26 protein-coding genes and 1 riboswitch are annotated in these 23,665 nt (G+C 62.3%); of the genes, 17 read left to right on the top strand and 9 right to left on the bottom strand.

The genetic code is table 11. The features are described 5' to 3' along the window. Nucleotides 1-46 precede the first annotated feature (46 nt). A complete protein-coding gene (locus tag E7T06_RS16510) occupies nt 47-475 on the bottom strand; it encodes a uracil-DNA glycosylase (protein WP_136366867.1) in 429 nt (142 codons plus the stop codon). Nucleotides 476-558: 83 nt separating this feature from the next. Further along, complete coding sequence (locus E7T06_RS21310) at nt 559-720, bottom strand: hypothetical protein (protein ID WP_168733597.1); 162 nt, start codon at nt 718-720, stop codon at nt 559-561. A 207-nt stretch (nt 721-927) separates the two neighbouring features. On the opposite strand from E7T06_RS21310, the gene tdh reads away from it, so the two are divergent. Next, nucleotides 928-1,953, top strand: a complete 1,026-nt coding sequence (gene tdh / locus E7T06_RS16505; protein ID WP_136366884.1) for an L-threonine 3-dehydrogenase — start codon at nt 928-930, stop codon at nt 1,951-1,953. A 21-nt stretch (nt 1,954-1,974) separates the two neighbouring features. Here the strand turns inward: tdh and E7T06_RS16500 are convergent, their stop codons facing one another. Beyond that, nucleotides 1,975-2,268 carry a helix-turn-helix domain-containing protein gene (locus E7T06_RS16500; protein ID WP_136366866.1) on the bottom strand — a complete coding sequence of 98 codons (294 nt, stop codon included), beginning with the start codon at nt 2,266-2,268 and terminating at the stop codon, nt 1,975-1,977. After that, nucleotides 2,265-2,633, bottom strand: a complete 369-nt coding sequence (locus E7T06_RS16495; protein ID WP_136366865.1) for a type II toxin-antitoxin system RelE/ParE family toxin — start codon at nt 2,631-2,633, stop codon at nt 2,265-2,267. The genes E7T06_RS16500 and E7T06_RS16495 overlap by 4 nt, the downstream gene beginning before the upstream one ends. 185 nt (nt 2,634-2,818) lie before the next feature. Between E7T06_RS16495 and dnaJ the strand changes: the two genes are divergently transcribed. Then, nucleotides 2,819-3,955 carry a molecular chaperone DnaJ gene (gene dnaJ, locus E7T06_RS16490; RefSeq protein WP_136366864.1) on the top strand — a complete coding sequence of 379 codons (1,137 nt, stop codon included), beginning with the start codon at nt 2,819-2,821 and terminating at the stop codon, nt 3,953-3,955. A 304-nt stretch (nt 3,956-4,259) separates the two neighbouring features. Further along, nucleotides 4,260-5,258, top strand: coding sequence for a ribose-phosphate pyrophosphokinase (locus E7T06_RS16485; protein WP_136366863.1), 999 nt, complete (start codon nt 4,260-4,262; stop codon nt 5,256-5,258). Nucleotides 5,259-5,319: 61 nt separating this feature from the next. On the opposite strand, the gene E7T06_RS16480 is transcribed toward E7T06_RS16485, so the two are convergent. The 4 genes from E7T06_RS16480 to E7T06_RS16465 all read right to left on the bottom strand — a co-directional run bounded on the left by E7T06_RS16480 (nt 5,320) and on the right by E7T06_RS16465 (nt 8,294). Next, complete coding sequence (locus E7T06_RS16480; protein WP_136366862.1) at nt 5,320-5,796, bottom strand: NUDIX domain-containing protein; 477 nt, start codon at nt 5,794-5,796, stop codon at nt 5,320-5,322. A 71-nt stretch (nt 5,797-5,867) separates the two neighbouring features. Continuing rightward, nucleotides 5,868-6,485 (bottom strand): VOC family protein, encoded by a 618-nt coding sequence (locus E7T06_RS16475; protein ID WP_136366861.1) that lies wholly within the window; start codon nt 6,483-6,485, stop codon nt 5,868-5,870. Nucleotides 6,486-6,516: 31 nt separating this feature from the next. Further along, nucleotides 6,517-7,782 carry an NAD(P)/FAD-dependent oxidoreductase gene (locus tag E7T06_RS16470; RefSeq protein WP_136366860.1) on the bottom strand — a complete coding sequence of 422 codons (1,266 nt, stop codon included), beginning with the start codon at nt 7,780-7,782 and terminating at the stop codon, nt 6,517-6,519. Between the two features lie 53 nt (nt 7,783-7,835). Further along, nucleotides 7,836-8,294: an NUDIX domain-containing protein gene (locus E7T06_RS16465; protein WP_136366859.1), complete on the bottom strand. Its 459-nt coding sequence runs from the start codon at nt 8,292-8,294 to the stop codon at nt 7,836-7,838. 62 nt (nt 8,295-8,356) lie between these two features. Between E7T06_RS16465 and E7T06_RS16460 the strand changes: the two genes are divergently transcribed. The 6 genes from E7T06_RS16460 (at nt 8,357) to E7T06_RS16435 (ending at nt 14,891) form a co-directional block, all read left to right on the top strand. After that, nucleotides 8,357-9,013: a hypothetical protein gene (locus E7T06_RS16460; RefSeq protein ID WP_136366858.1), complete on the top strand. Its 657-nt coding sequence runs from the start codon at nt 8,357-8,359 to the stop codon at nt 9,011-9,013. 146 nt (nt 9,014-9,159) lie between these two features. Next, nucleotides 9,160-9,256: riboswitch (TPP riboswitch) on the top strand. A gap of 92 nt (nt 9,257-9,348) precedes the next feature. Next, the gene (locus E7T06_RS16455) at nt 9,349-10,392 is read left to right on the top strand and encodes a thiamine ABC transporter substrate-binding protein (protein WP_136366857.1); all 1,044 of its coding nucleotides are present in this window, start codon (nt 9,349-9,351) and stop codon (nt 10,390-10,392) included. A 48-nt stretch (nt 10,393-10,440) separates the two neighbouring features. Further along, complete coding sequence (locus E7T06_RS16450) at nt 10,441-11,946, top strand: iron ABC transporter permease (protein WP_136366883.1); 1,506 nt, start codon at nt 10,441-10,443, stop codon at nt 11,944-11,946. Between the two features lie 184 nt (nt 11,947-12,130). Beyond that, nucleotides 12,131-13,249, top strand: a complete 1,119-nt coding sequence (locus tag E7T06_RS16445; RefSeq protein WP_240741119.1) for a serine hydrolase — start codon at nt 12,131-12,133, stop codon at nt 13,247-13,249. Nucleotides 13,250-13,305: 56 nt separating this feature from the next. After that, complete coding sequence (locus E7T06_RS16440; RefSeq protein WP_240741121.1) at nt 13,306-14,256, top strand: ABC transporter ATP-binding protein; 951 nt, start codon at nt 13,306-13,308, stop codon at nt 14,254-14,256. Next, nucleotides 14,253-14,891 (top strand): thiamine diphosphokinase, encoded by a 639-nt coding sequence (locus E7T06_RS16435; protein ID WP_136366856.1) that lies wholly within the window; start codon nt 14,253-14,255, stop codon nt 14,889-14,891. Before E7T06_RS16440 ends, E7T06_RS16435 begins: the two co-directional genes overlap by 4 nt. Before the next feature lie 348 nt (nt 14,892-15,239). On the opposite strand, the gene E7T06_RS16430 is transcribed toward E7T06_RS16435, so the two are convergent. Further along, entirely contained in the window at nt 15,240-16,667 is a 1,428-nt protein-coding gene (locus E7T06_RS16430; protein WP_136366855.1) for an alpha/beta hydrolase, read from the bottom strand. Nucleotides 16,668-16,807: 140 nt separating this feature from the next. On the opposite strand from E7T06_RS16430, the gene E7T06_RS16425 reads away from it, so the two are divergent. The 8 genes from E7T06_RS16425 (at nt 16,808) to ilvA (ending at nt 23,572) form a co-directional block, all read left to right on the top strand. Beyond that, entirely contained in the window at nt 16,808-17,473 is a 666-nt protein-coding gene (locus E7T06_RS16425) for a hypothetical protein (protein WP_240741118.1), read from the top strand. A gap of 181 nt (nt 17,474-17,654) precedes the next feature. Beyond that, the gene (locus E7T06_RS16420) at nt 17,655-18,161 is read left to right on the top strand and encodes a hypothetical protein (RefSeq protein ID WP_136366853.1); all 507 of its coding nucleotides are present in this window, start codon (nt 17,655-17,657) and stop codon (nt 18,159-18,161) included. Between the two features lie 105 nt (nt 18,162-18,266). Further along, nucleotides 18,267-19,664, top strand: a complete 1,398-nt coding sequence (gene hemL, locus E7T06_RS16415) for a glutamate-1-semialdehyde 2,1-aminomutase (protein WP_136366852.1) — start codon at nt 18,267-18,269, stop codon at nt 19,662-19,664. Next, nucleotides 19,661-20,089 (top strand): CoA-binding protein, encoded by a 429-nt coding sequence (locus E7T06_RS16410; RefSeq protein ID WP_136366851.1) that lies wholly within the window; start codon nt 19,661-19,663, stop codon nt 20,087-20,089. Before hemL ends, E7T06_RS16410 begins: the two co-directional genes overlap by 4 nt. Further along, nucleotides 20,086-21,123: an FAD-dependent oxidoreductase gene (locus E7T06_RS16405; protein WP_136366850.1), complete on the top strand. Its 1,038-nt coding sequence runs from the start codon at nt 20,086-20,088 to the stop codon at nt 21,121-21,123. Before E7T06_RS16410 ends, E7T06_RS16405 begins: the two co-directional genes overlap by 4 nt. A gap of 31 nt (nt 21,124-21,154) precedes the next feature. After that, nucleotides 21,155-21,424: a BrnT family toxin gene (locus tag E7T06_RS16400; protein ID WP_136366849.1), complete on the top strand. Its 270-nt coding sequence runs from the start codon at nt 21,155-21,157 to the stop codon at nt 21,422-21,424. 24 nt (nt 21,425-21,448) lie between these two features. Continuing rightward, nucleotides 21,449-21,796 (top strand): hypothetical protein, encoded by a 348-nt coding sequence (locus E7T06_RS16395; RefSeq protein WP_168733596.1) that lies wholly within the window; start codon nt 21,449-21,451, stop codon nt 21,794-21,796. A 225-nt stretch (nt 21,797-22,021) separates the two neighbouring features. Then, complete coding sequence (gene ilvA / locus E7T06_RS16390; protein WP_136366848.1) at nt 22,022-23,572, top strand: threonine ammonia-lyase, biosynthetic; 1,551 nt, start codon at nt 22,022-22,024, stop codon at nt 23,570-23,572. Nucleotides 23,573-23,665 lie beyond the last annotated feature (93 nt).

The following is a 23,665-nucleotide window of genomic DNA, read 5'->3' as shown; positions in this document are numbered from 1 at the left end:
GGTAGGAGGGGCTTTTGCCGCAACCTACCGCCCACTGCCTACACCCTCAGTTCGGTTTCAAAAACAGGTTCTGCACGGGCGTAGGCGCAACGGGGAAGTTGACCTGCACATGCACGGTGGTTCCGGGGGGCGTTTGGGGATCCACGTTGATCCAGTGGCTTGCCAGCACAGGCGGATTGGGCTGGGGATCGATGGCCCGCACCAACACGCGGCCCTGAGCGGGCACGAAGACGCACCAGCCTTCGGGGGCAGCCGTAAAAGCACGCACGGGCAGCACGCTTTGCAGGGTCAGGTCGGTGGGGGTGGCCCAGTACTCGATGAGGAGGCTGGCCTGCTCACGGGTCAGGTCTTTTTCTTCGATATTGAGCTGGATTTCCACGCTGTCGCTCTGGCCGGGCACCAGATTCATCCAACCGGGAACCACGTAACGGCCACTACGGGCGCTCTTGAATTGTTGAGGGGCGGGATTGGTCATAGGGTCAGGGTAGCGCGGCCAGTCTTTCTAGGTCATCACACGGCCTAGCCGGGCTGGGGGCAGCACTTGGGGGTAACGCCGGTTTATTCGGCGGCGTTTTCGGTGGGCGTAGCGTTCTGGGCAGTGTGCAGCAGGGCACGCACGGCCACGTAACCCACCACGAAAAACAACAGCGGCACGAGGTTGATGTTCACTTCGGCGTCTTTTTCGGGGGTCAGGGCATTCTGGCGGCGAAATTTGATCATGCCCTACAGCCTACGCGCCCAACATGACCGGGAGGCTACACCGGGGCTTGAGCCAGCGTTGACGAATGGCCGTGGAACACTCTGGCCCGCTATTCCGGCCAACGGTGAAGGCCCGCATTGCACGGCTTGTCTAGGGGGAGTAGAACCGTTGCCGTGACCCTCTCCCCTGTGTCCATGATTGACGCCCCTTCCCAACCACCCCGCACCATGCGGGCGCTGAGTAAACAACATGCCCGCGAAGGCATCTGGATGATTGAAACCGACGTACCCACGCCCGGCCCCAACGATCTGCTGATTCGGGTCAAAAAGAGCAGTATTTGCGGCACCGACGTTCACATCTACAAATGGGACGAGTGGGCACAGCACACCATTCCCGTGCCGATGGTAGTGGGCCACGAATACGTGGGCGTGGTGGCGGGCATGGGCAGCGAAGTGCGCGGCTTCGCGGTGGGAGACCGGGTCAGTGGTGAGGGTCACGTCACCTGCGGACACTGCCGCAATTGCCGTGCAGGACGCCGCCACCTCTGCCGCAACACCCTCGGCGTGGGCGTGAACCGTCCGGGCAGCTTTGCCGAATATCTGGTGCTGCCTGCCTTCAACGCCTTCAAAATCCCCGACGATATTTCGGATGAAGTGGCGGCGATCTTTGATCCGTTCGGCAACGCCGTGCATACCGCCCTCAGCTTCGATCTGGTGGGCGAAGACGTGCTGATCACGGGCGCGGGGCCGATTGGGGTGATGGCCGCCGCCGTTGCCAAACACGCCGGAGCGCGGCAAGTGGTGGTCACCGACATCAACGATTACCGCCTAGACTTGGCCCGCAACATGGGCGCGACGCGGGCGGTAAACGTAGCCCGCGAAGACCTCTGGACGGTGGCGACCACCGAACTCGGCATGACCGAAGGCTTCGACGTGGGCTTAGAAATGAGCGGCAGCAGTCCAGCCTTTGCCCAAATGGTGAGCGTGATGAACAACGGCGGCAAAATCGCGCTGCTCGGCATTCCGGCAGGCCGCGTAGACATCGACTGGAACGCCGTCATCTTTAAGATGCTGACCATCAAGGGCATCTACGGGCGCGAGATGTTCGAGACGTGGTACAAGATGGCCGCCCTGATTCAATCGGGCCTAGACCTGACCCCGATCCTGACCCACCGCTTCGGTATAGACGACTTCCAGCAAGGCTTCGACGCCATGTTGGGCGGGCAGAGTGGAAAAGTGATTTTGGACTGGTAATGGTTTCCAATTCAGCCGCGCTCAAACCAATTCCAGCTTCAGCCGCTTGCCCAATACTTCGGCGGCCCGCTCCAAGGTACGCAGAGTAACGGCGTGGTTTTCGGGATCAAGTAGACGATCTACCGCAGAGCGGCTCGTCGCCATTCGGTGGGCCAATTGAGTCTTAGACAGGCCCGCACGCTGCATTTCTTGCTGCACTTGGAACGCGATGACGCGCTTGAGGGCCACCGCTTCGACCTCCACCAACAAGCCATCTTCCGCTAGAAAAGCATCGAAGTCGCTCCCTATATGTTGATTGCTCTCTTTCCCAGTCATCTTCCCTCCAGAAGTTTGAGGCGTTTGCGTGCGGTTTCCAGCTCGTTCAGCGGCGTTTTCTGGGATTTTTTAATAAAGCCGTGAAGCAACACCATTTGGTTGCCAATCACCGTAAAGATGACGCGGCCAATCCCGTCTTGCAGAGAACTCCGCACCTCCCACAAACCTTTTTCCAACTTACGGATGAGCGGCATCCCTAAAGGCCAGCCGAATTGCGCCGTTTTGATGTCCTTCCCTACCCTTCGGCGGTCTTCTCTGGGCAATACTTTAAGCCAATCGCGGACAGGTTCATTCTGGGCGGCTGTTTGAAAAAAACGGACGGCGAGAATAGGTTGCGGGCTGTTTTCTTCGACTGAATCGGTCACACAAAAGATAGTGTACCAAAAAAAGTACACTGATCGGGTAACCCATCCCCCAACACCCCTAGCCCACTTTTTCTGAGTGTGGTCATGTTAACCTGTGGGCTAAATGCTGGTGCTGTGGCGCTGGCTGTGAATCCCAAGATCACGCTTATCCAGCGCACCCACCGAAGAGGCCAAGAGACACTGATATGACTGCACAAACCGACTATTACGACTTGCTGGGCGTGTCCCGCACTGCCGCCCCCGACGAGATCAAGAGTGCTTACCGCAAGTTGGCGCTCAAATTCCATCCTGACCGCAACAAGGAAGCGGGCGCTGCCGAACAGTTCGCCCGCATCAACGAGGCCTACGCGGTGCTGTCGGACGGCGAAAAACGGGCGCACTACGACCGCTTTGGCAGTGCGCCAAGTAACGGCATGCCGGGGGGCGACCCGTTTGGCGGCATGGGCGGCGGCGGCATTGATCCGATGGATATTTTTGAGCAGCTCTTTGGCGGCGCGGTGGGTGGGCGCGGTGGACGGCGTGGCCCCGCACGCGGCGACGACCTAGAAACCGAAGCACACGTGACGCTGCTTCAGGCGCGGGCAGGCGACGAAATTGAGGTGGACGTAGACCGCCTGACCACCTGCGAACACTGCCAAGGCAACCGCAGCGAGCCGGGAGGCAAACCGCCCAAAACCTGCACCACCTGTAAGGGCGCGGGCGCGGTTCGGGCACAGGCACGCACCATTTTTGGCGTGGTAGACACCCAGCAGCCCTGCCCCACCTGCCGGGGCGAAGGCGTCCTGATCGAAGACCCCTGCACTGTTTGCCGGGGCCGGGGCCGCACCCTCAAGGCCGAAACCGTGAAGGTAAAATTGCCACGCGGCATAGACGAGGGCTACCGAATTCGCGTGTCGGGCATGGGCAACGAGGGGCCGGGGGGCAACGGCGACCTGTACGTGCACATAGAAATGGAGCGCCACGCCGAGCTGCGCCGCGAGCAAGAGCACCTGATCTATACCTCGCGCATTGGGTTTGCCAAGGCCGCGCTGGGCGGGCAAATTACCGTGCCTACGCTGGACGGCCCCCAAAACGTGGAGGTCAAGGCAGGCACACAACACGGCGAACTCTACCGCCTGCGTGGGCAAGGGCTGCCCCGCTTGCAGGGTGCAGGCAGCGGCGACCTGATCGTTGAATATGACGTGCAGGTGCCCAAACCCGCCCAACTGACGCCCGAAGCCCGCGAAGCGCTGCTGGCCTATGCCCGCGCTGTAGGCGACGAGGTGAACGAGAGGCCGGAAGGGTTTTTTGACAAGGTAGGGAAGATTTTTAGGGGGGAGTAGTTCCGATTTTGGGTTTTGCGCTCGCCCCCTGCGGGAGAGGGGCGCTCCAACGGAGCGGGGTGAGGGGGTGTCCGCGCGACACACCCGCCCAATGCAATGGCCGGAAGCCGTGAGCCACAAAACATGGATCGTGGAAAGGGACAACCTCCCCAACCACGATCCACGTTCCATTTGCCACGAACCATGACTTCTAGCCCTGTCACGCGGCGACGGACGGCCCCGGCCCGCCACTCACGGTATGCTGCCTGCGACAAGTTCTGGATATTCCCCGCTCCTTCTCTTCCCGCCTCCGGAGGATTTCACCGTGTCTCTGCTCCGATCCACCCACACTGACCGTATTGCCAGAAGCCACCGTGCGCCGCTGCTCGTGTTTGCAGGCCAGAGCAATCGCCCGCTGGCACAGGCCATTTGCGACAACCTCGGCGTGCCGCTGGGCAACAGCAAAACCGAGAAATTCACCAACGACAACATCATCGTGCATTACGAAGAATCGCTGCGTGAAGGCGATGTGTTTATCATCCAGACCTTCAGCACGCCCGTCAGCGACGCGATTATGGAACTGATGCTGATGATCGACGCCGCCAAAAGCGCCAGCGCAGGTCGCGTGACCGCCGTGATTCCGTATTACAGTTACGCCCGCAGCGACAAAAAAGACAGCCCCCGCATCTCCATCGCGGGCCGTTTGGTGGCCGATTTGCTTCAGGAAGCGGGCGCAGACCGGATTTTGATGATGACGCTGCATTCTCCGCAGGTTCACGGGTTTTTCAAGGTACCCGTGGATCACCTCTCGGCAGATATCGTGCTGACGCAGCACTTCAAAAACTGCGTGCCCAACGCCCATGAAGGCGTGGTACTGGCCCCCGACGCAGGCAGCATCAAGCGGGCGTCTCAGATTGCCCGCCGCCTCGATTCCGGCCTCGCCATGATCGACAAAGAGCGCATCAGCGACACCGAAGTCCGGCCCCGCGCCCTGATCGGGGAAGTGGAAGGCAAAACCGTGTTCATCGTGGACGACGAGATCAGCACGGCGGGCAGCCTTGTGGAAACGGTGAATATCTGCCGCAGCATGGGCGCAAAAGACGTGTATGTGGCGGTGACGCACGGCGTCTACACCGGCCCCGCCATAGAACGAATCGCCGCGCTGGACGTGACGCAGGTGGCAAGTACCAACACAGTGCTGGTGCCCGAAAGCAAGATTCTGGCAGCAGGCGGCAAATTGGCCGTGCTGGACGTTGCGCCGCTGTTTGCCAACGCGATTGCCAATATTCATAGCGGGGAAAGTGTGAGTACGTTGTTCGAGTAGGAGGGCGGGTGGTAGAACGTGGATCGTGGACAGGGAAAACCCCCAAACCACGATCCACGTTCTACATGCCACCTTCCAAATCGTATTCTCCGCGTGCCAGTGCCTCCCGGACTTGCTGCACCAGCCGCGTTTGCTCGGGCCAAAAGAGGGGCTGCGCGGCGTCTAGCGGATGCCATTCCAGCCGGAAGCCGGGCTCTAGCGGTGGCTGGCCCACTTCACCTGTGATGCCGAGGCTGTAGCGCGTGACTTGCCACAGCGTCTGGGCGTAATTCAGGCGTTCTAGCGTACCCAAGTCGGCCACCACGCGCACGGCGTACAGTCCGGCTTCCTCTCGCAGTTCCCGCATCAGCGCCTGCTCATGCGTTTCGCCCACTTCTACGCCACCTTTGGGCAATTGCGGATACTCGCCGGGTTCGATGACCACCGCGAGGAGCCAGCCGGAATCGCTGCGCTTCAGCACGACTGCGCCCACGCTGGCCCGCTCGGGAATGGCTAGGGGGCGGGTGTAGAAAGTGGTGTCTGGCGGGGGGAGTTTCATGGGGCTGGGTCTCCGGGTGCCTTGGCTAAGGGTCTAGGGTCTGAGGGTCTAAGGAAGGGCAATCGCTTCGCTCACAGCGTCACCAACCCGTGCGGCGTTTCCAGCAAGGCCGCCAACTCCGGCTGAGGCGCTTCATACACCTCGACTTCTCCGGCAAAATGAACAGCGTCCAGCCAAGCACGCAGGCGGTCTGGGTCAGGTGTGCCTAGCCGCAGCGAGGCCAAGCGAACGCCCACATCCGGCAGGCGCGTGGGCGGGGGCGGCGTGTGCCACACGATCAGGCTGGGTTGTACGCCACCGCCCGGCAAACGGCCATCTGCGGGCACGGTCAGCGCCCAGCGGTTCTCGCCGCGTGAGAGTTCCAAAACCTCGGAACTTGCGGGCAAGGCAGGCACCCTCGCCACCCAATGAATCAGCGCCGGGCCATTCTCTAGCTTGTCTTGCAGTTCGGGCGTATCCAGCCCAAACCAGCGCGGGCGAGAAGGTGCGGGGGCGTGCGGATTCACAGCGATGACTTCGAGGTAAGCGTCCGGCCCCAGCGACAGCAGCGCATTGTGCGTGCCGAACTGGGCATGTTCGCCGCCGGGAGAAAGGGCCACACCCAAGCGTCCTTCCAACCACGCCTGACCCTCTTGAAACGTGCGGGCGGCGATGACCAGATGATCTAAAGAGGCAACGTGCGGAGGCATAGGCCGAGGATAGAGCGCACAGCTTCCGGCTCTAGCTCCCGCGTGGTCTGCTCATTGCTGCCAAGTCGCCCAGCACGATGGCCGCCGCCTTTTCGCCGCTTTCCATCGCGCCCTGAATGCCGCTCATAGAGGTCAGTTCGGAGGCCAGCAGCACGCCGGGGAGCGCCGTAGCATGACCGGACAAATGGGCGGCGTACCCGGCAGATTGGGGATATTGGGCGTGTTCTATTCGCTCTATGTGCAGCGTGCGGAGGGTGCGTGCGTCGGCCTCGCCGTACCACACGACCAACTCTGCGCGTACCTGTGCGTCTAACTCATCATCCCCAACTTCTTGGCGGCCCAACACCGTCGCAATCAGCAGATGTTGACCTTCCGGCGCACGCCCCGGCACCGCCTGACTGATCCAGTGGGCGTTGTTGATCCAGCCCGCTTCGGCATTCAGCAGCAGGCGAGGTTGCGGGTCTATAGGGTGTGGCGCGGCGTAATGCAGATACGCGCTGCCGAGGCTGCCGCGTGCGATATTGCCGCCCAAGAGTGTTTGGGCCGTGTTCGGATCGGTGGCGACGATCACGTTCCGGGCTTCCAGATCGCCCGCAGTGGTCGCCACGCTGACCATATCCGGGTGGGCAGTCAGACGGGTCACGCGCACGCCGAGGGTCACGTCTACACCCTGCGCCAACTGCGCCGGAATTTGGCCCATGCCTGCGCGTGGCACGGCAATTTGGCCGTCCATCAGCATACGGAAGTAGTAGCGGAACAGCCGGGCCGAGGTAGACAGGTCGCGCCGCAGGAACACCCCGCCGAAGAATGGGCGAAAGAACCGGTCAAGGGCCGCCTCTGAAAAGCCGTGCCGCCGCAAATAATCTTGGGTGGATTCGTCGGGGCCGTTGAGAAGCGCGTGAATAGGGGGCGTGCGGAGTTGCGCGGCCAGTTTTGCCACCCGCAATTTGTCGGGCAGGGGCAACACCCGCGTGGTCACGCTCGACACCAAGCTGGCCGGATCGCGGATCGGGTCGCCCAGCACATCGGCCCGCGCCCCGCGCCGCACCACCGCCGCCGGGGGAATGGGCACCAAGTCCAGCGCTTCTAGGTTCAGCTGCCGCCGCACCGCCGGATAAGCCGTGAACAACACCTGAAATCCGGCGTCCAGCGTAAAGCCTTCCAGTTGGCGCGAACGCACCCGCCCGCCCACTTCCGCGCCCGATTCCAGCACCCGCACGCGCCGCCCCGCCCGCGTCAGCACCCGCGCCGCCGTGAGGCCCGCCAAGCCCGCCCCAATCACCAAAACATCTTGCATAGGGGCAGACTAATGCAGAAGCGGGAGCAAACAAGCAATGCCAAGCAGGCAATTCAGCGCGGCTGCACACCTTCAAGGCTGTCGAGTTGCTCGCTCAGCACACCACCATTGAGCAAATGCGCGGTCAGCACGCCCGCCAACCAAGGCAAACTGTCAGCGGGCAGGGCAGTCGGGGCGAACCAACCCACTTCCGAGGTCTGCTCCAAAGGCAGAGGTTCGCCGCTCCATTCGCCTGCTAGATACAGAAAATCTGTGCCCTGCACGCCGCCCACGTCATAGCGACTGACCCCCAAAAACCTCACAGTCGCCGCGTCTACCCGCAGGCCCATTTCTTCCCAGATTTCGCGGGCGGCGGCGTCGGCCAAGGCTTCGCCACGTTCGACTCGGCCACCCGGCAAGCCCCACAGCCCCGCGCCGTAGCCGGTGCCGTCGCGCCGTCCGAGCAGCACGCGGCCCTGAGTATCTTGCACAATCAGCCAAACCACGAGGTTGAAGGGAGCGGGAAGGGTCATGGGGACATGATGGGGGCTGGGGGGGCAAAAATTCCGTCCTGAACGAGAGTATTATACTAGGAATGAAGCCGTTTTTTTACTTTCTGCTGTCTGGAGTTCTGTGTAGTGGTTCAGGATCAGCAGCTTCAACCTTGGAACAAGCCCAAGTAAGGGCGGCAACCTGTGCTTACGCTCTTATGAAACTTAGTTATGGATATAAGGGCTTCCCAAAAGTTACTAAACGTTCTCAAATTTCTCTCAACTCCACAAGATCAGATACTGATTACACCAGCCAAATCATTTTCTCGGACTTTAAGAATCTGTCTTACACGGTCAACGTTGCAATTGATAATACAAGATGGGTTGCCATAGCTGCATATTGGCCTTTGAAGCAGGTTGAGGCGCAGTTCTATTTATCTGATAGCTTTTCAAAAAATTCAATCATAGCATTAGACAATAGGAGCATGATATATCTAGGCGCGTGCAGAAGAGCTATAACAGGATTTTTTGGCATGAATTCTGAACTGCCAGATATTTTTTCCTGCAATAGTCCAAGTATTTTAGGCAAAGACACTATAGATTATACCTATACTCCTCGTACCGAAATAATTTTTGACCCGAAGCCTGATTATTTTAATCACATCATTAGAATTCAGACCCAAGACAATAGATGGTTTGTATCTTCAGTTATAAAGGCATCAACGGGGCATTATCTCAATGTGGTTCAGCAAAGCAAATGACACAATGTGGACAGAGAATTATTTGCAGCCTGAAGCGGTACTTCTTTTGACTTGTCTGACACAACATTTCCCTAGTTATCGATATAATCTCAGACAGAGTATCTATAACCGCTTTCCTTAGCCAACATCTGCGCTACACTCTCTCCTGTCGTCACCGGGGGTGCCCTTCATTGGAGGGCTGAGACATACCCCAGGAACCTGATCCGGGTCATTCCGGCGGAGGGAGCGTGATGCGCGGAACGCTTGCCCAGTGCTACTTACCCAGTGCGGCCCCGTTCCGTGTGCCCTGCATCGTCAGGGAAACGCCCCCCTTCCTGACGCGAAGGGGCTTTTTTATGCGAATTAAGCGAGCAATGATCATTGTAGGACTCCTGTTGGGCAGCACAGCAGCGGCCCAAACGACTCTCACCGTCATCTCTCACGACAGTTTCGAGGTAGACAAAGCGTTGGTGGCGGCCTTTGAGAAAGCCAATGCGGCCCGCGTGCGCTTTGTGAAAGCGGGCGATGCGGGCGAACTGCTGAACCGCCTGATCCTGACCCGCCGTGCGCCGCTGGCCGATGTGGTGTACGGGCTAGATAACAGCCTGTTGCCGCGTGCCCGCACCGCCGGGGTGCTGGACGCCTACCGCTCGCCCGCACTGAAAGCCGTACCCGCCGCCTACCGCATGGAGGAGGCCAACGGCACAACCTTGCTGAATACGGTGGATTACGGCTTCGTGGCCTTCAACTATGATCGGGCTTGGTTCCAGAAAGCGGGGCTGACTCTCCCCAAAACGTTGGACGACTTGAAGAATCCAACCTATGCCAAATTGACCGTAGTGCCGTCTCCCGCGACTTCTAGCCCCGGTTTGGCCTTCCTGCTGGCGAGCGTGAACCAGTACGGCGAGGCGGGCGCGTGGAACTGGTGGCGCACCGCCCGCGCTGGCGGCATGAAAGTCACGCGGGGTTGGTCAGATGCGTACTACAAGGAATTTACGCGTAACGGGGGTAAGTTTCCCATTGTCCTCAGCTATGCCAGCAGTCCCGCCGCCGAGGTGTTTTATGCCGAGGGATTCAATCCGGCCAAATTGCCCCAACAGTCGCCTACCGGAAATCTATTTTTGCCCGGAAGCACCTTCTTGCAACTGGAAGGCGTGGGCGTGCTGAAGGGAGCCAAGCAGCCCGCACTGGCCCGCAAATTCGCAGACTTCATGCTGTCGGGGGGCGTGCAGGACGATATTCCCACCCGGATGTGGATTTACCCGGCGGTGGCAGGCACGGCGCTGAATCCGGTGTTCAAGTTCGCCGAGCAGCCTAAGCCCGCGCCCATCAAACCCGCGTTGCTCGCCAATTCGCAACGGCTGGTCGACGGCTGGGTGACGAACGTTTTGCGGCGCTGAGTGGCGCGGTTCAAGACCTTCCTGCTGGCCCTCCTGCCCCTCACCTTCATGGCTCTGCTGCTGGCGCTTCCGCTGGGGCGCACGCTGGCCGAGGGCGGGGTGAATTTGGGCGTGTGGCGCGATCCGTATTTTTTGGGACGCCTCGGCTGGACGCTGGGGCAGGCGCTGGGCACGGCGGCGGTGGCGCTGGCGGTGGGCGGGCCGCTGGCCTACCTGCTGTCCCGCTGGGACGTGCCGGGGCGGGCGGCCTTTCTGCGTTTCCTGCTGCTGCCGTTCGTGACGCCCACGCTGGTGGCCGTACTGGGCCTCACCGCACTCTTGGGGCCGCAGGGTTGGCTGACCCGACTCACCGGGATTGACCTGAGCGACGGCCCCGGCCTGCTACTGCTGGGCAACCTCTTTTTCAATCTGCCCGTGATGATTCGGCTGGCGCACGCGGGATTTTCACGGGTGCCGCCTCATTTTATCGGCGCGGCGCGTTCGCTGGGGGCGTCGGGGTGGAAGGCGGCTTGGACGGTGGCGCTGCCCTTGGCCCTACCCGGACTGGCCGCCGGATTCATCTTGGTGTTCTTGTATTCGGCCCTCAGCTTCGGCCTGCCACTTACGCTGGGCGGCGAGCAGTACAGCACGCTGGAAGTCGAGATCTACACCCTGACCGCTTACCAACTGCGCCTGCCGGAAGCCTCGGCCCTGATCGTGGGCCAACTGCTGCTGACGGGCGCGGCGACGTGGGCGTATGTGGCCCTGACACGCGGGGGCGCGGGCGTGGCGGCTGGGCGGGGGCTGCCCTCTGCACGCGGCGGCTCACGGGCGCTGATTTGGGTGCTGATGGGCGGCGTATCACTGGTCTGCTTTGGGCCTCTGCTGGCTGTGGTAGCCCGCAGCGTGCTGACCTCTAGTGGCCTCAGTTTCAGCGCGTGGCAGGCCGTTCTCAGCAATCCTGAGACTTGGACTCTGGTAGGGAATACCCTTCGCTTCGGCGTGTTGGCCCTGATCGGCGCGGTCACACTCGGCGGCCTACACGCCTTTGCTGCTTGGCGAGCGCGGGGGCCAGTTTCCCGTGTGCTGGACGGCCTCTCGCTGCTGCCGCTGATGGTGTCTCCGGTCAGTCTGGCGGTGGGCTACCTGCTGGCGTATCCGGCGCTGTCGGCCACCTTGCCCATGCTGATAGGGGCCTATACGTTGCTGGGGATGCCGCTGGTGACGCGTAGTTTGCTTCCGGCGCTCCGTGCCTTGCCGCCGCGCACGCTTGAAGCTGCCCGGACACTCGGTGCAGGCGGCTGGACAGTGTGGCGCACAGTCACATTTCCGCTCACGCTTCCGGCCCTACGCGGCGGCGCGGCCTTGGCCCTCGCTACTGTATTGGGTGAGTTCGGGGCCACGTTGGTGTTGACCCGCCCGGAGTGGGCCACCCTCAGCACGGGTCTGTATGACCGCTTGGGCCGCCCCGGAGAGCGCAACCTGACTGAAGCCTGTGCGCTGGCAACGCTGCTGCTCCTGCTGGCGGTGCTGGCTTTTACGCTGCTGGACGGCGGGGAAGGGGAAGTGACGTGAGGGAAGGTGGCGTGGGACGTGGAAAGGGGTCTAAGGGTCTAGGGTCTGAGGGTCTAAGAAAAGACCAAAAGCTCAACTTCAAGTCGTTGCCCTCGCCCCTTGTGGGAGAGGGAAAGTGAGCGCAGCGATTGCCCTGCTTAGACCCTTAGACTTTTCCCCCACCCAGACAGGCACAATAGGCAACGTGCGCCCCACCGTCCCATTCCTACTGGCCTGCGCTCTAGCTTCTTCTCCGGCTGCTTCCTCGGCTGCGGCGGCCATCGTTTGGCCCGATCCCCCCGAGCTGACGCCGCTGACCTGTGTAGAACCGGCGGCAAACGGCGCGCCCGTGCAGCTTGCGCCTACTTCGGCGCTTCCGGTGGGAGTGTCGGGGCGGGTGGCGTTTTCGGCCATTGTGTTCGGCCCAGACGGGCAACCCCTGCGGGAGATGGCCTTAGGCGACGTGGACGCCCTGCACCCGCTGGCGAGTACCTTCAAACCGTTGGTGGTGGAAGCCGTGCTGCGCGACATAGACGCCGGAAAATTGAAGCTGAACACCTTGCTGGAAACCACACCGGGGCGGCGGTCTATCGAGTCCTATCCGGCGGGCGAAAACAGCATTGCCACGCTCGCCAAACGCGCCCTCGTTCCCAGCGACAACACCGCCAGCGACCTGCTTCATCTGACCGCTGGCGTGAGCCGGGTGGCGCGGGAGGTGCATGACCGCAGCCCATGTACCAGCGTGCTGCACACCACCAAGGCGATGTGGGCGTTGCAATCGGGCCTGTTGCCAGACGTGTTGCCGAACGCGGTGCAGGACGCGCCCACGTATGCCGCCCTACCCTTCAGTACCCGGCTGGACTTGGCGCGGCTGGCGGTCATGGGAGCGCAACGCTTGACCGGGCCACAGGTAGAAGCCGCGCTGGACGTGTATTTTAAGGGGCCAAGTTACACCCCCGACATGGAATTGGGCGTTCAGAACACCTCGACCGCCCGCGCTTTTGCCCGCTTGCAAGCTCAGGTGTTGCCGGGAGCCACCCTGAACCCCGCCTCCCGCGCCCTGTTTCGCGGCTGGCTGTCGGACAAAGAGAGTTGTTGCAAGGCCAAAACTCCGACTTTTAAACCTGCATTCTGGGGCGTGAAATCGGGCAGCGGCTGGCGAATGCTGACCATGAGCGGCGCGGCGACCCTGAAAGATGGCCGAACCGTTGGGTACGCGCTGCTGATAGACGGAGCCGACCCGCAAGTGGCCGAAGAAACCGAACGGTGGCTGCGCCCGCTGGCCGTCTGGATAGACGCGCAACTGCTGAGGCTGACGCGGTGAAGAATTCCGCTCTGAACGCCCAAAACCTCAGCAAACGGTATGGCGGCCCACAAGGGATACAGGGCGGTGTGCAGGCCGCCCAAAACGTATCGCTGAGCGTGGGGGCGGGCGAAACGGTGGCGCTGCTGGGGCCGAGTGGCTGCGGCAAAAGCACGGTGCTGCGGATGATCGCGGGGCTGGAAGTGCCTGATTCCGGCATGGTACAAGTCGGCGGGCGGGACGTGACGGCCCTGCCCCCCGAAGCGCGGCACATCGGGTTGGTGTTTCAGGACTACGCCTTGTTTCCCCATTTGAGCGTGCTGGACAATGTGGCTTACGGCCCCCGCGTGCGCGGCCTGCCCCGGCCCCAAGCTTGGGCACAGGCGCGGGAAGCGTTGGCGCTCGTGAATCTGGCCGAATTGGGGGGCCGCCGCGTGACCGAACTCAGCGGCGGGCAGGCGCAGCGGGTGGCACTGGCCCGCGCCCTCGCCACTGCCTCTCCCCTATTGCTGCTGGACGAACCCCTCAGCAACCTCGATGAACGCCTGCGGGCCGAGTTGCGCAGCGACTTGCGGGCGTTGTTTGCGCGGGTGGGCGCGGGCGTGCTGCTGGTCACGCACGATCAGCGCGAGGCGTTGGCATTGGCAGGGCGCGTGGCGGTGATGCGGGCGGGCCAGATTGTGCAGCAGGGCGCGGCGCAGCACGTATTCGAGCATCCGGCGACGGCATGGGTAGCGGCCTTTTTGGGCCATACGAACCTCTGGCCGCAACCGGGCGGCGTGTGTCTGCTGGTGCCCGAACAGGCCGTAACTGTGGGCGAAGGTGAGCCTTATTTAGTCATGGCCCGCCAGCCGAACGATTCCGGCGAAACCGTGACGCTAGCGCACCCACGCGGCCCCCTCACGCTGAGCCTCAGCGCCCGCGAAAGCTTACAGATTGTGGACGGACGGGTGCGGGTGCGGGTGGATGAGGGGCAGATTCAGACCGTGCCAGATGACCGGGAAGCTGTGCTAGAAGTGCGGCCATGATCGCTTGGATTCTGGTGGGAGGCCGCCTGACGCCGACGCCCATGCTGGCAGCGTTGCCCCGGCCCGCGCTGGTGGTGGCCGCCGATGGAGGCGCACGGCACGCGGCGGCGCTGGGCGTAACGGTAGACGTGTGGGTGGGCGATTTCGACAGTTCCGAGGGCGTACAGGTGAGCGCCCCACGCGAGGTTCACCCGGCGGCCAAAGACGAAACCGATGCAGAGTTGGCGGTGCGGATGGCCCTAAAACGCGGCGCGACGGCGCTGGTGTTTGTCGGCGCATTCGGCGGGCGCTTTGACCATACGGCGGCCCTGATGCTGGGCGGCATTCGGCGGGCGCGTGAAGGCTGGCCCGTGACTCTTACCAGCGGCGACGAATGGGGCTGGCCGCTACTGCCCGCCTCTCCGGTTGCGCTGGAGTTGGAAGCAGAGTTGACCCTCAGCGTGCTGGCCTTCTCCGATTTACGCGGCCTGAGCCTGAGCGGGGTGCGCTGGCCCCTCAGCCGCGCCGATGTGCCGCTGGGCAGCGGGTGGACGGTCAGCAACGAAACCACTGGAGAGACTGTGACCGCCACGCTGGAAGACGGCTGGGCGCTGGTGACGGTGTTGGTAGGCGGGGCAGAAATGGTGGGGGATTGAGGTGAGGGCTATGGGCCATGAACTGCAAAAAAGATGACCCCGCCCTTCAATTCGGCGGGGCCATTCTGATGTTTGAGACGGCGCAAGATCAAAAGCTGAATTACTGATTTTTACTCAGCTTGGAAGGCGAACCCCCCCGTTGCTGGCGCAACGCCCCCCCTTAGACTTGCAACGCCCCCCTTAGAGGGGAGGACAAGGGCGCTTTTTCGCTCCCCTTGAGGGGGGCTAGCTGCGAAGCAGACTGGGGGGTTCACACGCCATCGTCAACGCTAAATTCTTGCCAGCCTGCTTGGCAACCGGTAGACGTTGCTGAACCATGCAGGCATCAAATTCACGTCTACTCTGCCCTCAATTCACCGCACACGCCGCCACGCCTGCACGGGTGGCCCGTGTGTACTTACAACCGTAATTGGGATCAGCCACGACATTTGGCGTGGTCACGTCGTCGCCCGCAGGTTTCACGCCCGTTTTCTCCCACGTCACCAGATCGGTGAAGGCCTCCACGAGTTCGGCGGCATTGAATTCGCAGTGTCCGGCAGCGCGAACGGCCCGCTGCACCAGTCGGTCTCCGTTTCCGGCAGCCAGCGCCGCAGCCCGGTATTTTTGCTGGTGGGCAAAGGGCACGTAAAAATCCCCGAGCGTATGCACCGTCAGCACAGGCACGCTGAATTCTCCGTTGATGCGGGGCAACCAGCGCACCGCGTCGGCGCGGGCCGGGTTGGGATCGGTGTCGCCCTTCACACGCAGAATGCTGGCATTGAAGGCGGTTTCGGCGGCTGTGGGAGTCGCGCCCGCCGTCCAGCGGTAAGACACATTTGTGTTGTCGTACAGGTTGCGGGGCAAGATTCCGGTCACGGTGCCGTCTGCGCCGCCAGTGCCCAACACGGCGCTTTGCCAAGTGGCGCTGTGGAATCCGAGTTCAAACACGGGGCGGTCTCCGCCGGTCAGGTTGCGGGCGATTTCGCGCAGTTTTGCACCTTGCACGCTGTTTTCTTGCCACTGTGCGCCTTCGATGCTGCTAAACAGGGCCGCTTTGATGTCGGGCAGCAAGGTCTGGTAGTCGGTTTGGGGAAAGGTGCGGGGGCCAAAGCCCGCGAGTTGCGCTGCCGCCAGCGTGTAATCGCCAAGCCACTGAAACTCGTATTCTTCGTCCATGACGCCGCAGAGGGGCAGCGACGCGGCGTAGGTGGTCTTGTTTTTGGCGCTGGCCTGCGTTTCCTTTTCTACGGCGGCTCCGGCCACATGCCCGCCCATGCTGACGCCCATGATCAGCGTTTTGCTGGGCGCGGCGTGCTTGCCAGCAGTCAGGCTGACAAAGGCGTTGGCAAGGGCATTGGTGTCTTCGACGCCCGCCTGCACGTCGTAATAGTTGGCGCTGTAGCTGCTGGCCGCCCACGCGTAGCCCTGAGACAGCAAAAAGGGCCGCAGTGACGGAGCCTGCACCCGCAACTCTGCGCCCGTACCCGCGTAGCCGTGCGCGTACATCACGAGTTGGCCGTTCCAGTTGGCCGGAACTTCGATGGCGTAGCTGGCCTCGCCCCGAATTCCGGCGTATTTGCCCTGATACAGCGCCGCACCGGGAGTCGCGGTCAGGGTGGGCACCACAGCGGTAAAGGTGCGGGTGTTTTGGGTGCGGGTTTCGGGGGCAGGCGCGACAACTGGAGTTTGAGTACAGGCCGACAGCGTGAGGGCCGAGAGCAGCAGGGCAGTGCCGGAGCGCCTAGACCCGGAAGTCATAGATAGGGAGCGGGCAGTCAAGAAGACAGAACGGATCATAAGGAACCTCCGCAAGAGTGCAGTAAAACCCGCACATCTAGGTTGTGATGGTTCGCAGAGTGTAGCGCACGGCAGCAACCCAGTCCAGCAATGCAGTCCAGTCGGGAACCTTCCTCATGTTCGGCCCGTACTTAGAGGGCATGAGACGAAAAGGCATAGGATGTGGCTGCTTGGGCTGTGGCGGCGGCACGCTGTTGGTGCTAGCCCTGCTAGGAGCGGCGGCGTGGTTTTTGGTCATTCAGCCCGCACGCAGCTTTTTGGCGAGTTGGCAAGGCGCACCCGCGCAAACGCAAACTGGAACGGGCACTTCTGGGACGACGATTACGCCGCCGCCCTCATCCGGCACCGCGACGACGGTGAACACAGCCACCCCGCTGACCAAAGCCGACGTGCAAAAGTTCGTGCGAATCCGGCGCGACGTGCGGGGCGCACTGGGCAGCAGCTTTACGGGCCTGCAAACCGTGTGGACAGACGTGCAGAACGGCGCGACACCCAACATTTTGCAAGTCGTGAATATCTTGCGTGAAGTGGGCGGCAGCGTAGGCGCGGCCCGCACCGCACAGAACGCAGCATTGGCCCGCGAAGGCATGAGCGCCGAACGCTACGCCGCCGTGCGGAACGACGTGAACCGCGCCCTCGGCGTACCGAGCGTGGATTTTGCACAGGCCGCCGCCGCGCTGCAACAGGGCCGCTTGCCCGATCTGAACACCACCGTGCAGACCGCAGACCCGCAGGCACAGGCGTTGGTCAATCCCTTCAAGACCGAACTCCTGACGACAGCGGCGGTGGGATTGCTGGGGTTGTAAGTCTACAAACAAAACTCGGTTCAATCACGGGCTGGACGGACTGGAGAAGATTTCAGCCGTCCAGTTCTTTCGTGTGGCTGACCCATTCCAGACCGCTGAGGCTTATGCTGAAGCCGTTCTTCTCCCTCACAATTTCAGCGCCCCAGCATATTCCAGCCCTTTGCCCGCTCAAGGAGTCTCTATGTTGCCTGCCCCTGTGTTGCCTAGCTTCGTGTTGCCCATTCGCCGCGCCGCCCTACCCCTGACTACCCTCCTGATCGGCACAGCCTTTGCCGCCGCTGCCCTCAAACCCTTTTCACTGGACATAGAAAACGCCTCGGGCAGCGAGGAATACACCATTTCGGGCAAGGCTCCGGCCACGTACAAGGCCGACAATTTTTTTGGGAATCTGGAAGACAGCGGACGCAAGATCAGCATGAAGTTTCGGGCGGCAACCACACTGGTGACCTATGACGTATCTGCGCCGCGCAAAGTTCTGCAGAGTGTGAAAACCCCGGCGCGGCAAGTGGCGATTCTGGATACAGTGGGCAATTCCAGCTTTTCTGACCGCTACCACGTGGGCATGACGGTGGCCGCCAAGGGGATGCCGGGGCGCTTTATTTTCTGCGAGGCCAGCACCAACACGCTGCAACTGGTGTACGAAGCGATTGCCATCTGCGATTCGCTGAGCATGAAGAAGAAAAACTAGAGGCCCGCGCACCAAACCGCCCCCGATCTCACCCCAGTTCACCCCCCATTCAGACTGTCTGTCTGCTCGCCGCACGTCTCATCAGGGTTCGGTAAGGTGTGCCGTATGACGGCGAATCCTGAGATTCTCTCCACTCCTTCTTCTCAAGCGGCCAAGACAACGCAGTCCGAAGCCCTATTTGCGCGGGCGCAGGCGGTCACTCCGGGCGGCGTGAACAGTCCGGTGCGGGCCTTCCGCAGCGTGGGCGGCACACCACGTTTTATCGCGCGGGCCAACGGAGCCATTCTCACCGATGCAGACGGCAACGACTACATCGACCATATCGGTTCGTGGGGGCCGATGATCTTGGGCCACAACCTGCCCGCCGTGCGCGAAGCCGTGATAGAGGCGTTGGCGGGCGGCACCAGCTTCGGCGCTCCGGGTGAGCGGGAAGTGTTGCTGGGCGAGGCGGTGACGCGCATTACAGGTGTTGATCGCGTGCGTTTTGTGAACAGCGGCACAGAAGCCACCATGAGCGCCCTGCGTCTGGCACGGGGTTTTACGGGGCGCAAGTACATTCTGAAGTTTCGCGGCAACTATCACGGGCACGCCGATGGACTGCTAGTAGAAGCAGGCAGCGGCCTGATGACAGACGCGGTTGCAGACGGCGGCCAACTGAACCGCCAAGGCTTAGGCCAAGCCGCCCCCAGCAGCGCGGGGGTGCCGGAAGAGTACGCGGCTCTCACGTTGGTCAGCGAATACAACGACCCCGCCGCGCTGGACGCCCTGATGACGGCACGCGGGCACGAGATCGCCGCAGTGATTTTCGAGCCGGTGGTAGGCAACGCTGGCGTGCTGATTCCCACCCCCGAATTTTTGGACGCCCTGCACCGCGTTCAGACGGCGGGTGTGCTGCTCATTGCCGATGAGGTCATGACCGGATTCCGCCTAAGCCTGCGCGGGGCCACCGGGCTGCTGAGGCTGCGGCCCGACCTGACCTGCTGGGGCAAAATCATCGGCGGCGGGCTGCCAGTGGGCGCATACGGCGGGCGGGCGGAGGTGATGAACTTCGTGTCTCCGCAAGGCCTGGTGTATCAGGCCGGAACCCTGAGCGGCAACCCACTGGCGATGGCAGCAGGGTTGGCGATGCTGGGCGCACTGGAAGCCGATCCCGGCGTGTACGAGCGCCTAAATACCTACACGGCGCAGTTGGCGGAAGGCCTGAAAGCTGGGGCGACAGCGGCAGGCGTGCCCATCAGCGTGAACCAGATCGGCTCCATGCTCACGGCCTTTCACAGCAGCGCCCCGCACGGCAGTATCCGCACGTACACCGACGCCGCCCGCAGCGACACCGCCGCCTTCGCAGGCTGGTTTCAGGGCATGCTGGCACGCGGGATTTACTGGGCACCGTCGCAATTCGAGAGCATTTTTGTGAGTGCCGCCCACACCGACGCGCACCTGAACGCCACGCTGGACGCCGCTGCACAGGCCTACGCCGCCCTGACGGTACGAGGAGAACAATGACCCTACTGACCACCCCCGCTGACGTGATTCGCGTGCTGACCGAACACAAGACCATTGCCGTCATCGGGTTTCACCGCGACACCATGAAGCCCGCTCATTACGTGCCCGAATACATGCACCGTCAGGGCTACAGCGTCATTCCAGTAAATCCGTCGCTGGCGGCGCGGGGCGAGAGCTTTTTTGGGCAAAAGGCCGTATTCACGCTGGCCGAAATTGCCACGCCTGTAGATGTGGTGGAAGTTTTCCGGCGCAGCGACAAGGTGCATGACCATCTGGCCGATATTCTGGCGATGAACCCGCTGCCTAAAGTGGTGTGGCTACAACTGGGCATCCGCGACGACGCCACCGCGCAGGAACTCGCCGCACACGGCATAGACGTGATTCAAGACCGCTGCATGTTGGCCGATCACCGGGCGCTGCTTTGACCGCACACAATCCGGCCCCTGACTTGCTGATCATCGGCGCGGGCCTCGCGGGGCTGGTGTGTGCGCGGGACGCCCTAGGTGCGGGCCTGCGCGTGAAAGTGCTGGACAAATCCAAGGGTGTTTCAGGCCGCGCCGCCACCCGCCGCATTCAATTAGATGATGGCCGTGAAGCACGCCTAGATCACGGCGCACGCTTTTTTACGGCCCGTCATGACCGCACCAAAGCCTTCGCAGAAGCAGGCATCCGCGAAGGCTGGCTGAGCGAATGGACGCGCACGGTCAGCGAGTGGCAGGGCGGCGAGATTCACACGCCCGCAGACGGCCATCCCCGTTACGCGCCCGCCGAGGGCTTTAGCGCCATGGGCCGCGCCCTCGCACGCGGGCTGGACGTACAAACCAATACCGAAGTGACCAGTCTGGAACGCCGGGGGAAGGGTTGGCGCGTGCATACCCGCGACGGCGCAAGCTGGGAAACGCCCCGCCTGATCCTCAATTTGCCTGCCCCGCAAGTGGCCGCCTTGTTGGAAGACCACGAGATTGGCGACGCTGCCGAAGCAGTGGGCCGCGTGCGCTTCGATCCGTGCTGGGCGGTGGGCGTGGTGCTTGAACGCGATTTGATAGACCACACTTGGCCTGCACTGAAACTGACCGGGCACCCGGCGCTGGACTGGATTGCCCGCGAACACACCAAACGCGCCTCCGGCCACCCGCCCGCGCTGATGCTGCACGCCGGGGCCGAGTGGTCACGCACCAACTTGGAACGCCGCCCCGATGAGGTGTTGCCGGACTTGTTGGACGCTGCCGCTGAAGTGCTAGATCAAAAAATACTGGGCCAATCGTTACCTCACTTCCACGCCTTTGCCCACCGCTGGCGCTACGCCACCCCCACCGCCCGAGTACCCGAACCCTGCCACTGGGATGAGGCATTAAATATCGGCTGGTGCGGCGATTGGCTGACGCCCGATCCACACGGCCCGAGGGTAGAAGCGGCGCTGCTGAGTGGATGGCGCTTGGCGGCGAGGGTGAAAGAGTAGTTGTAGCTACGATTGTGCTACAGTCTAAGCTGTGGAGTTCGACTGGGATGAGGCCAACGAAGAGCACATTGGCCAGCATGATGTTGATGCAGCGGAAGCTGAAGAAGCACTCAGCGACCCAGACGCCACGCCCGCACACGCGCACCGGGGGCCAAGCGGCGACCCTCGCGGCGCAGTCGTCGGACAAACTGAAGATGGCCGCTATTTGTTCGTCGTGTTCATTGTTCGGGCCGGTTCCATCCGTGTCATTACTGCCCGCGACGCCACCCAGACAGAAAAAAGACGCTACCGTCAGCGGTAAGTGCCTGCCCACAGTGAGGTGAATATGTCTGAGCAACCCAATGACCTGAAGACCATCAACAGTGGAGACGAGATTCCAACCTTTTCCACGGAAGCGGAGGAGGCGCTGTTTTGGGCCACCCACGAAGCGGGCGACGGCCTCTTTGATGCGGCGGCACGAAGCGCTGACACGGCGGCACTGATGGACGCACTCCCCAAGCGCCCCCGCAGCAGTTCGGCCAAATCCAACCCAACCAGCTTGCGCCTCGGCACAGAGCTAGAGCGCCGCCTGCGCCATCTGGCCCAACTGAAAGGCACGAGCTATCAAACGCTGCTTAAAGAATTCGTGCTGGAGCGCGTATATGAAGAGGAAAAACGGCTGAACGTGATTTGAGGGCGGCGCTCCGTACCTCCCCCCTTGTCTACCCTCCCCCCGCGCCACCCTTCGCCCGACGCCTATGCTGAGCGCATGACTACGGCCAGCCTTTATGGGCGAATTATTCAGAGATTCGGGGAGCGACGCTTCCGGCTCTGAACTGCCGTGATGCCCTTCCCCGCCGATCTGGTGGGGATTTTTTTATGTTCAGACGATTGAGTTATGCACCTTAGGAGAACAGACATGATGCAGGCCAACGAATTCAAACCCGGAACCCTCGACGCGATGGATGTGCTGCGACTCGCGCTGACCAGCAAGGTGTACGGCGCGGCCATCGAAACGGCGCTCAGTGAGGCTCCGGGCCTGAGCAGGCGCACGGGCAACCGCGTCTTGCTGAAGCGGGAAGACCAGCAGCCCATCTTTTCCTTCAAGATTCGCGGCGCGTACAACAAGATGAGCCAACTGACGGCGGCGGAAGCGGCACGCGGCGTGATCTGCGCCTCGGCGGGCAACCACGCGCAGGGTGTGGCCTTTGCGGCGCAGGAACTCGGCATCCGCGCCGTCATCGTGATGCCCGCCACCACGCCCGACATCAAGGTGCAGGCGTGCAGGCAACGCGGGGCCGAAGTAGTGCTGCACGGCGACAGTTTCAGCGACGCGGAAGCCCATGCCTACGGCCTTCAGCAGGGTTCGGGGCTGACCTTCGTGCATCCTTACGACGATCCTTTGGTCTTGGCCGGACAGGGCACGGTGGCGCTGGAACTGCTGCGGCAACTGGACGCGCCGCACGGCTTCACGGTGTTCGTTCCGGTGGGCGGCGGCGGCCTGATCGCTGGAGTTTCCGGCGTGCTGAAGGCGCTGCGGCCCGACATCCGCATCGTGGGCGTGGAACCCGACGACAGCGACGCCATGTATCAGAGTCTTCAGGCAGGCGAGCGCGTGCGGCTGGACACGGTGGGCATTTTTGTGGACGGCGTGGCGGTCAAGCAGGTGGGCGCGTACACCTTCGACCTGACGCGGCGCTACGTGGACGACTGGGTGCGCGTAAACACCGACGAAGTCTGCGCCGCCATAAAAGACGTGTTCGACGACACCCGCGCCGTGATGGAACCTGCCGGAGCCTTGGCCGTAGCGGGCCTGAAAAAGTACGCCGCCGAACACGGGCTGCAAAAAGAGACGCTGGTGGCCCTGACCTGCGGCGCAAACGTGAACTTTGACCGCCTGCGCCATGTGGCCGAACGCGCCGAAATTGGCGAGCAGCGCGAAGCGATCTTGGCCGTGACCATCCCCGAACGCCCCGGCGCATTCCGGCAGTTCATCGAAGTGATCGGCGGGCGGGCCATCACCGAATTCAATTACCGCTATGCCCCCCGCACCGACGCCCAAATTTTTGTGGGCGTGCAACTGGCACAGGCTGGGCAGCGGCCCGCGCTGGTGCGCCAGCTGACCGATCTGGGCTACCCCGTGACCGATCTGACCGAAGACGAACTCGCCAAAGTGCATGTGCGCCACATGGTGGGAGGCCGCGCCCCCGAAGCCACCGACGAGCGCGTCTATTCCTTCACTTTCCCCGAACGCCCCGGCGCACTGCTGGAATTCCTGACCCACCTGCACGCGGGCTGGAATATCAGCCTGTTTCATTACCGCAATCACGGCAGCGCACATGGCCGGGTCTTGGCCGGAATACAGGTGCCAAACGCAGAAATGGACGCCTTCGCTACGTTCTTGGAGGGGTTAGGCTATCCGGCAGAGGACGCGACTCAGAACGCGGCGTACCGGTTGTTTTTGACTTGAGGGGCTGAGGCTGGTGGGGATTGGTCTAAGGGTTTGAGGAAGGGCAATCGCTGGCGCTCACTCACCCCCTCCCAACCTCCCCCCTCAAGGGTG

Source organism: Deinococcus sp. Arct2-2 (assembly GCF_004801315.1).
GTDB lineage: Bacteria > Deinococcota > Deinococci > Deinococcales > Deinococcaceae > Deinococcus.
The sequence above is the reverse complement of the archived record's forward strand: the minus strand, read 5'-3'. Positions and strand labels throughout refer to the sequence as shown.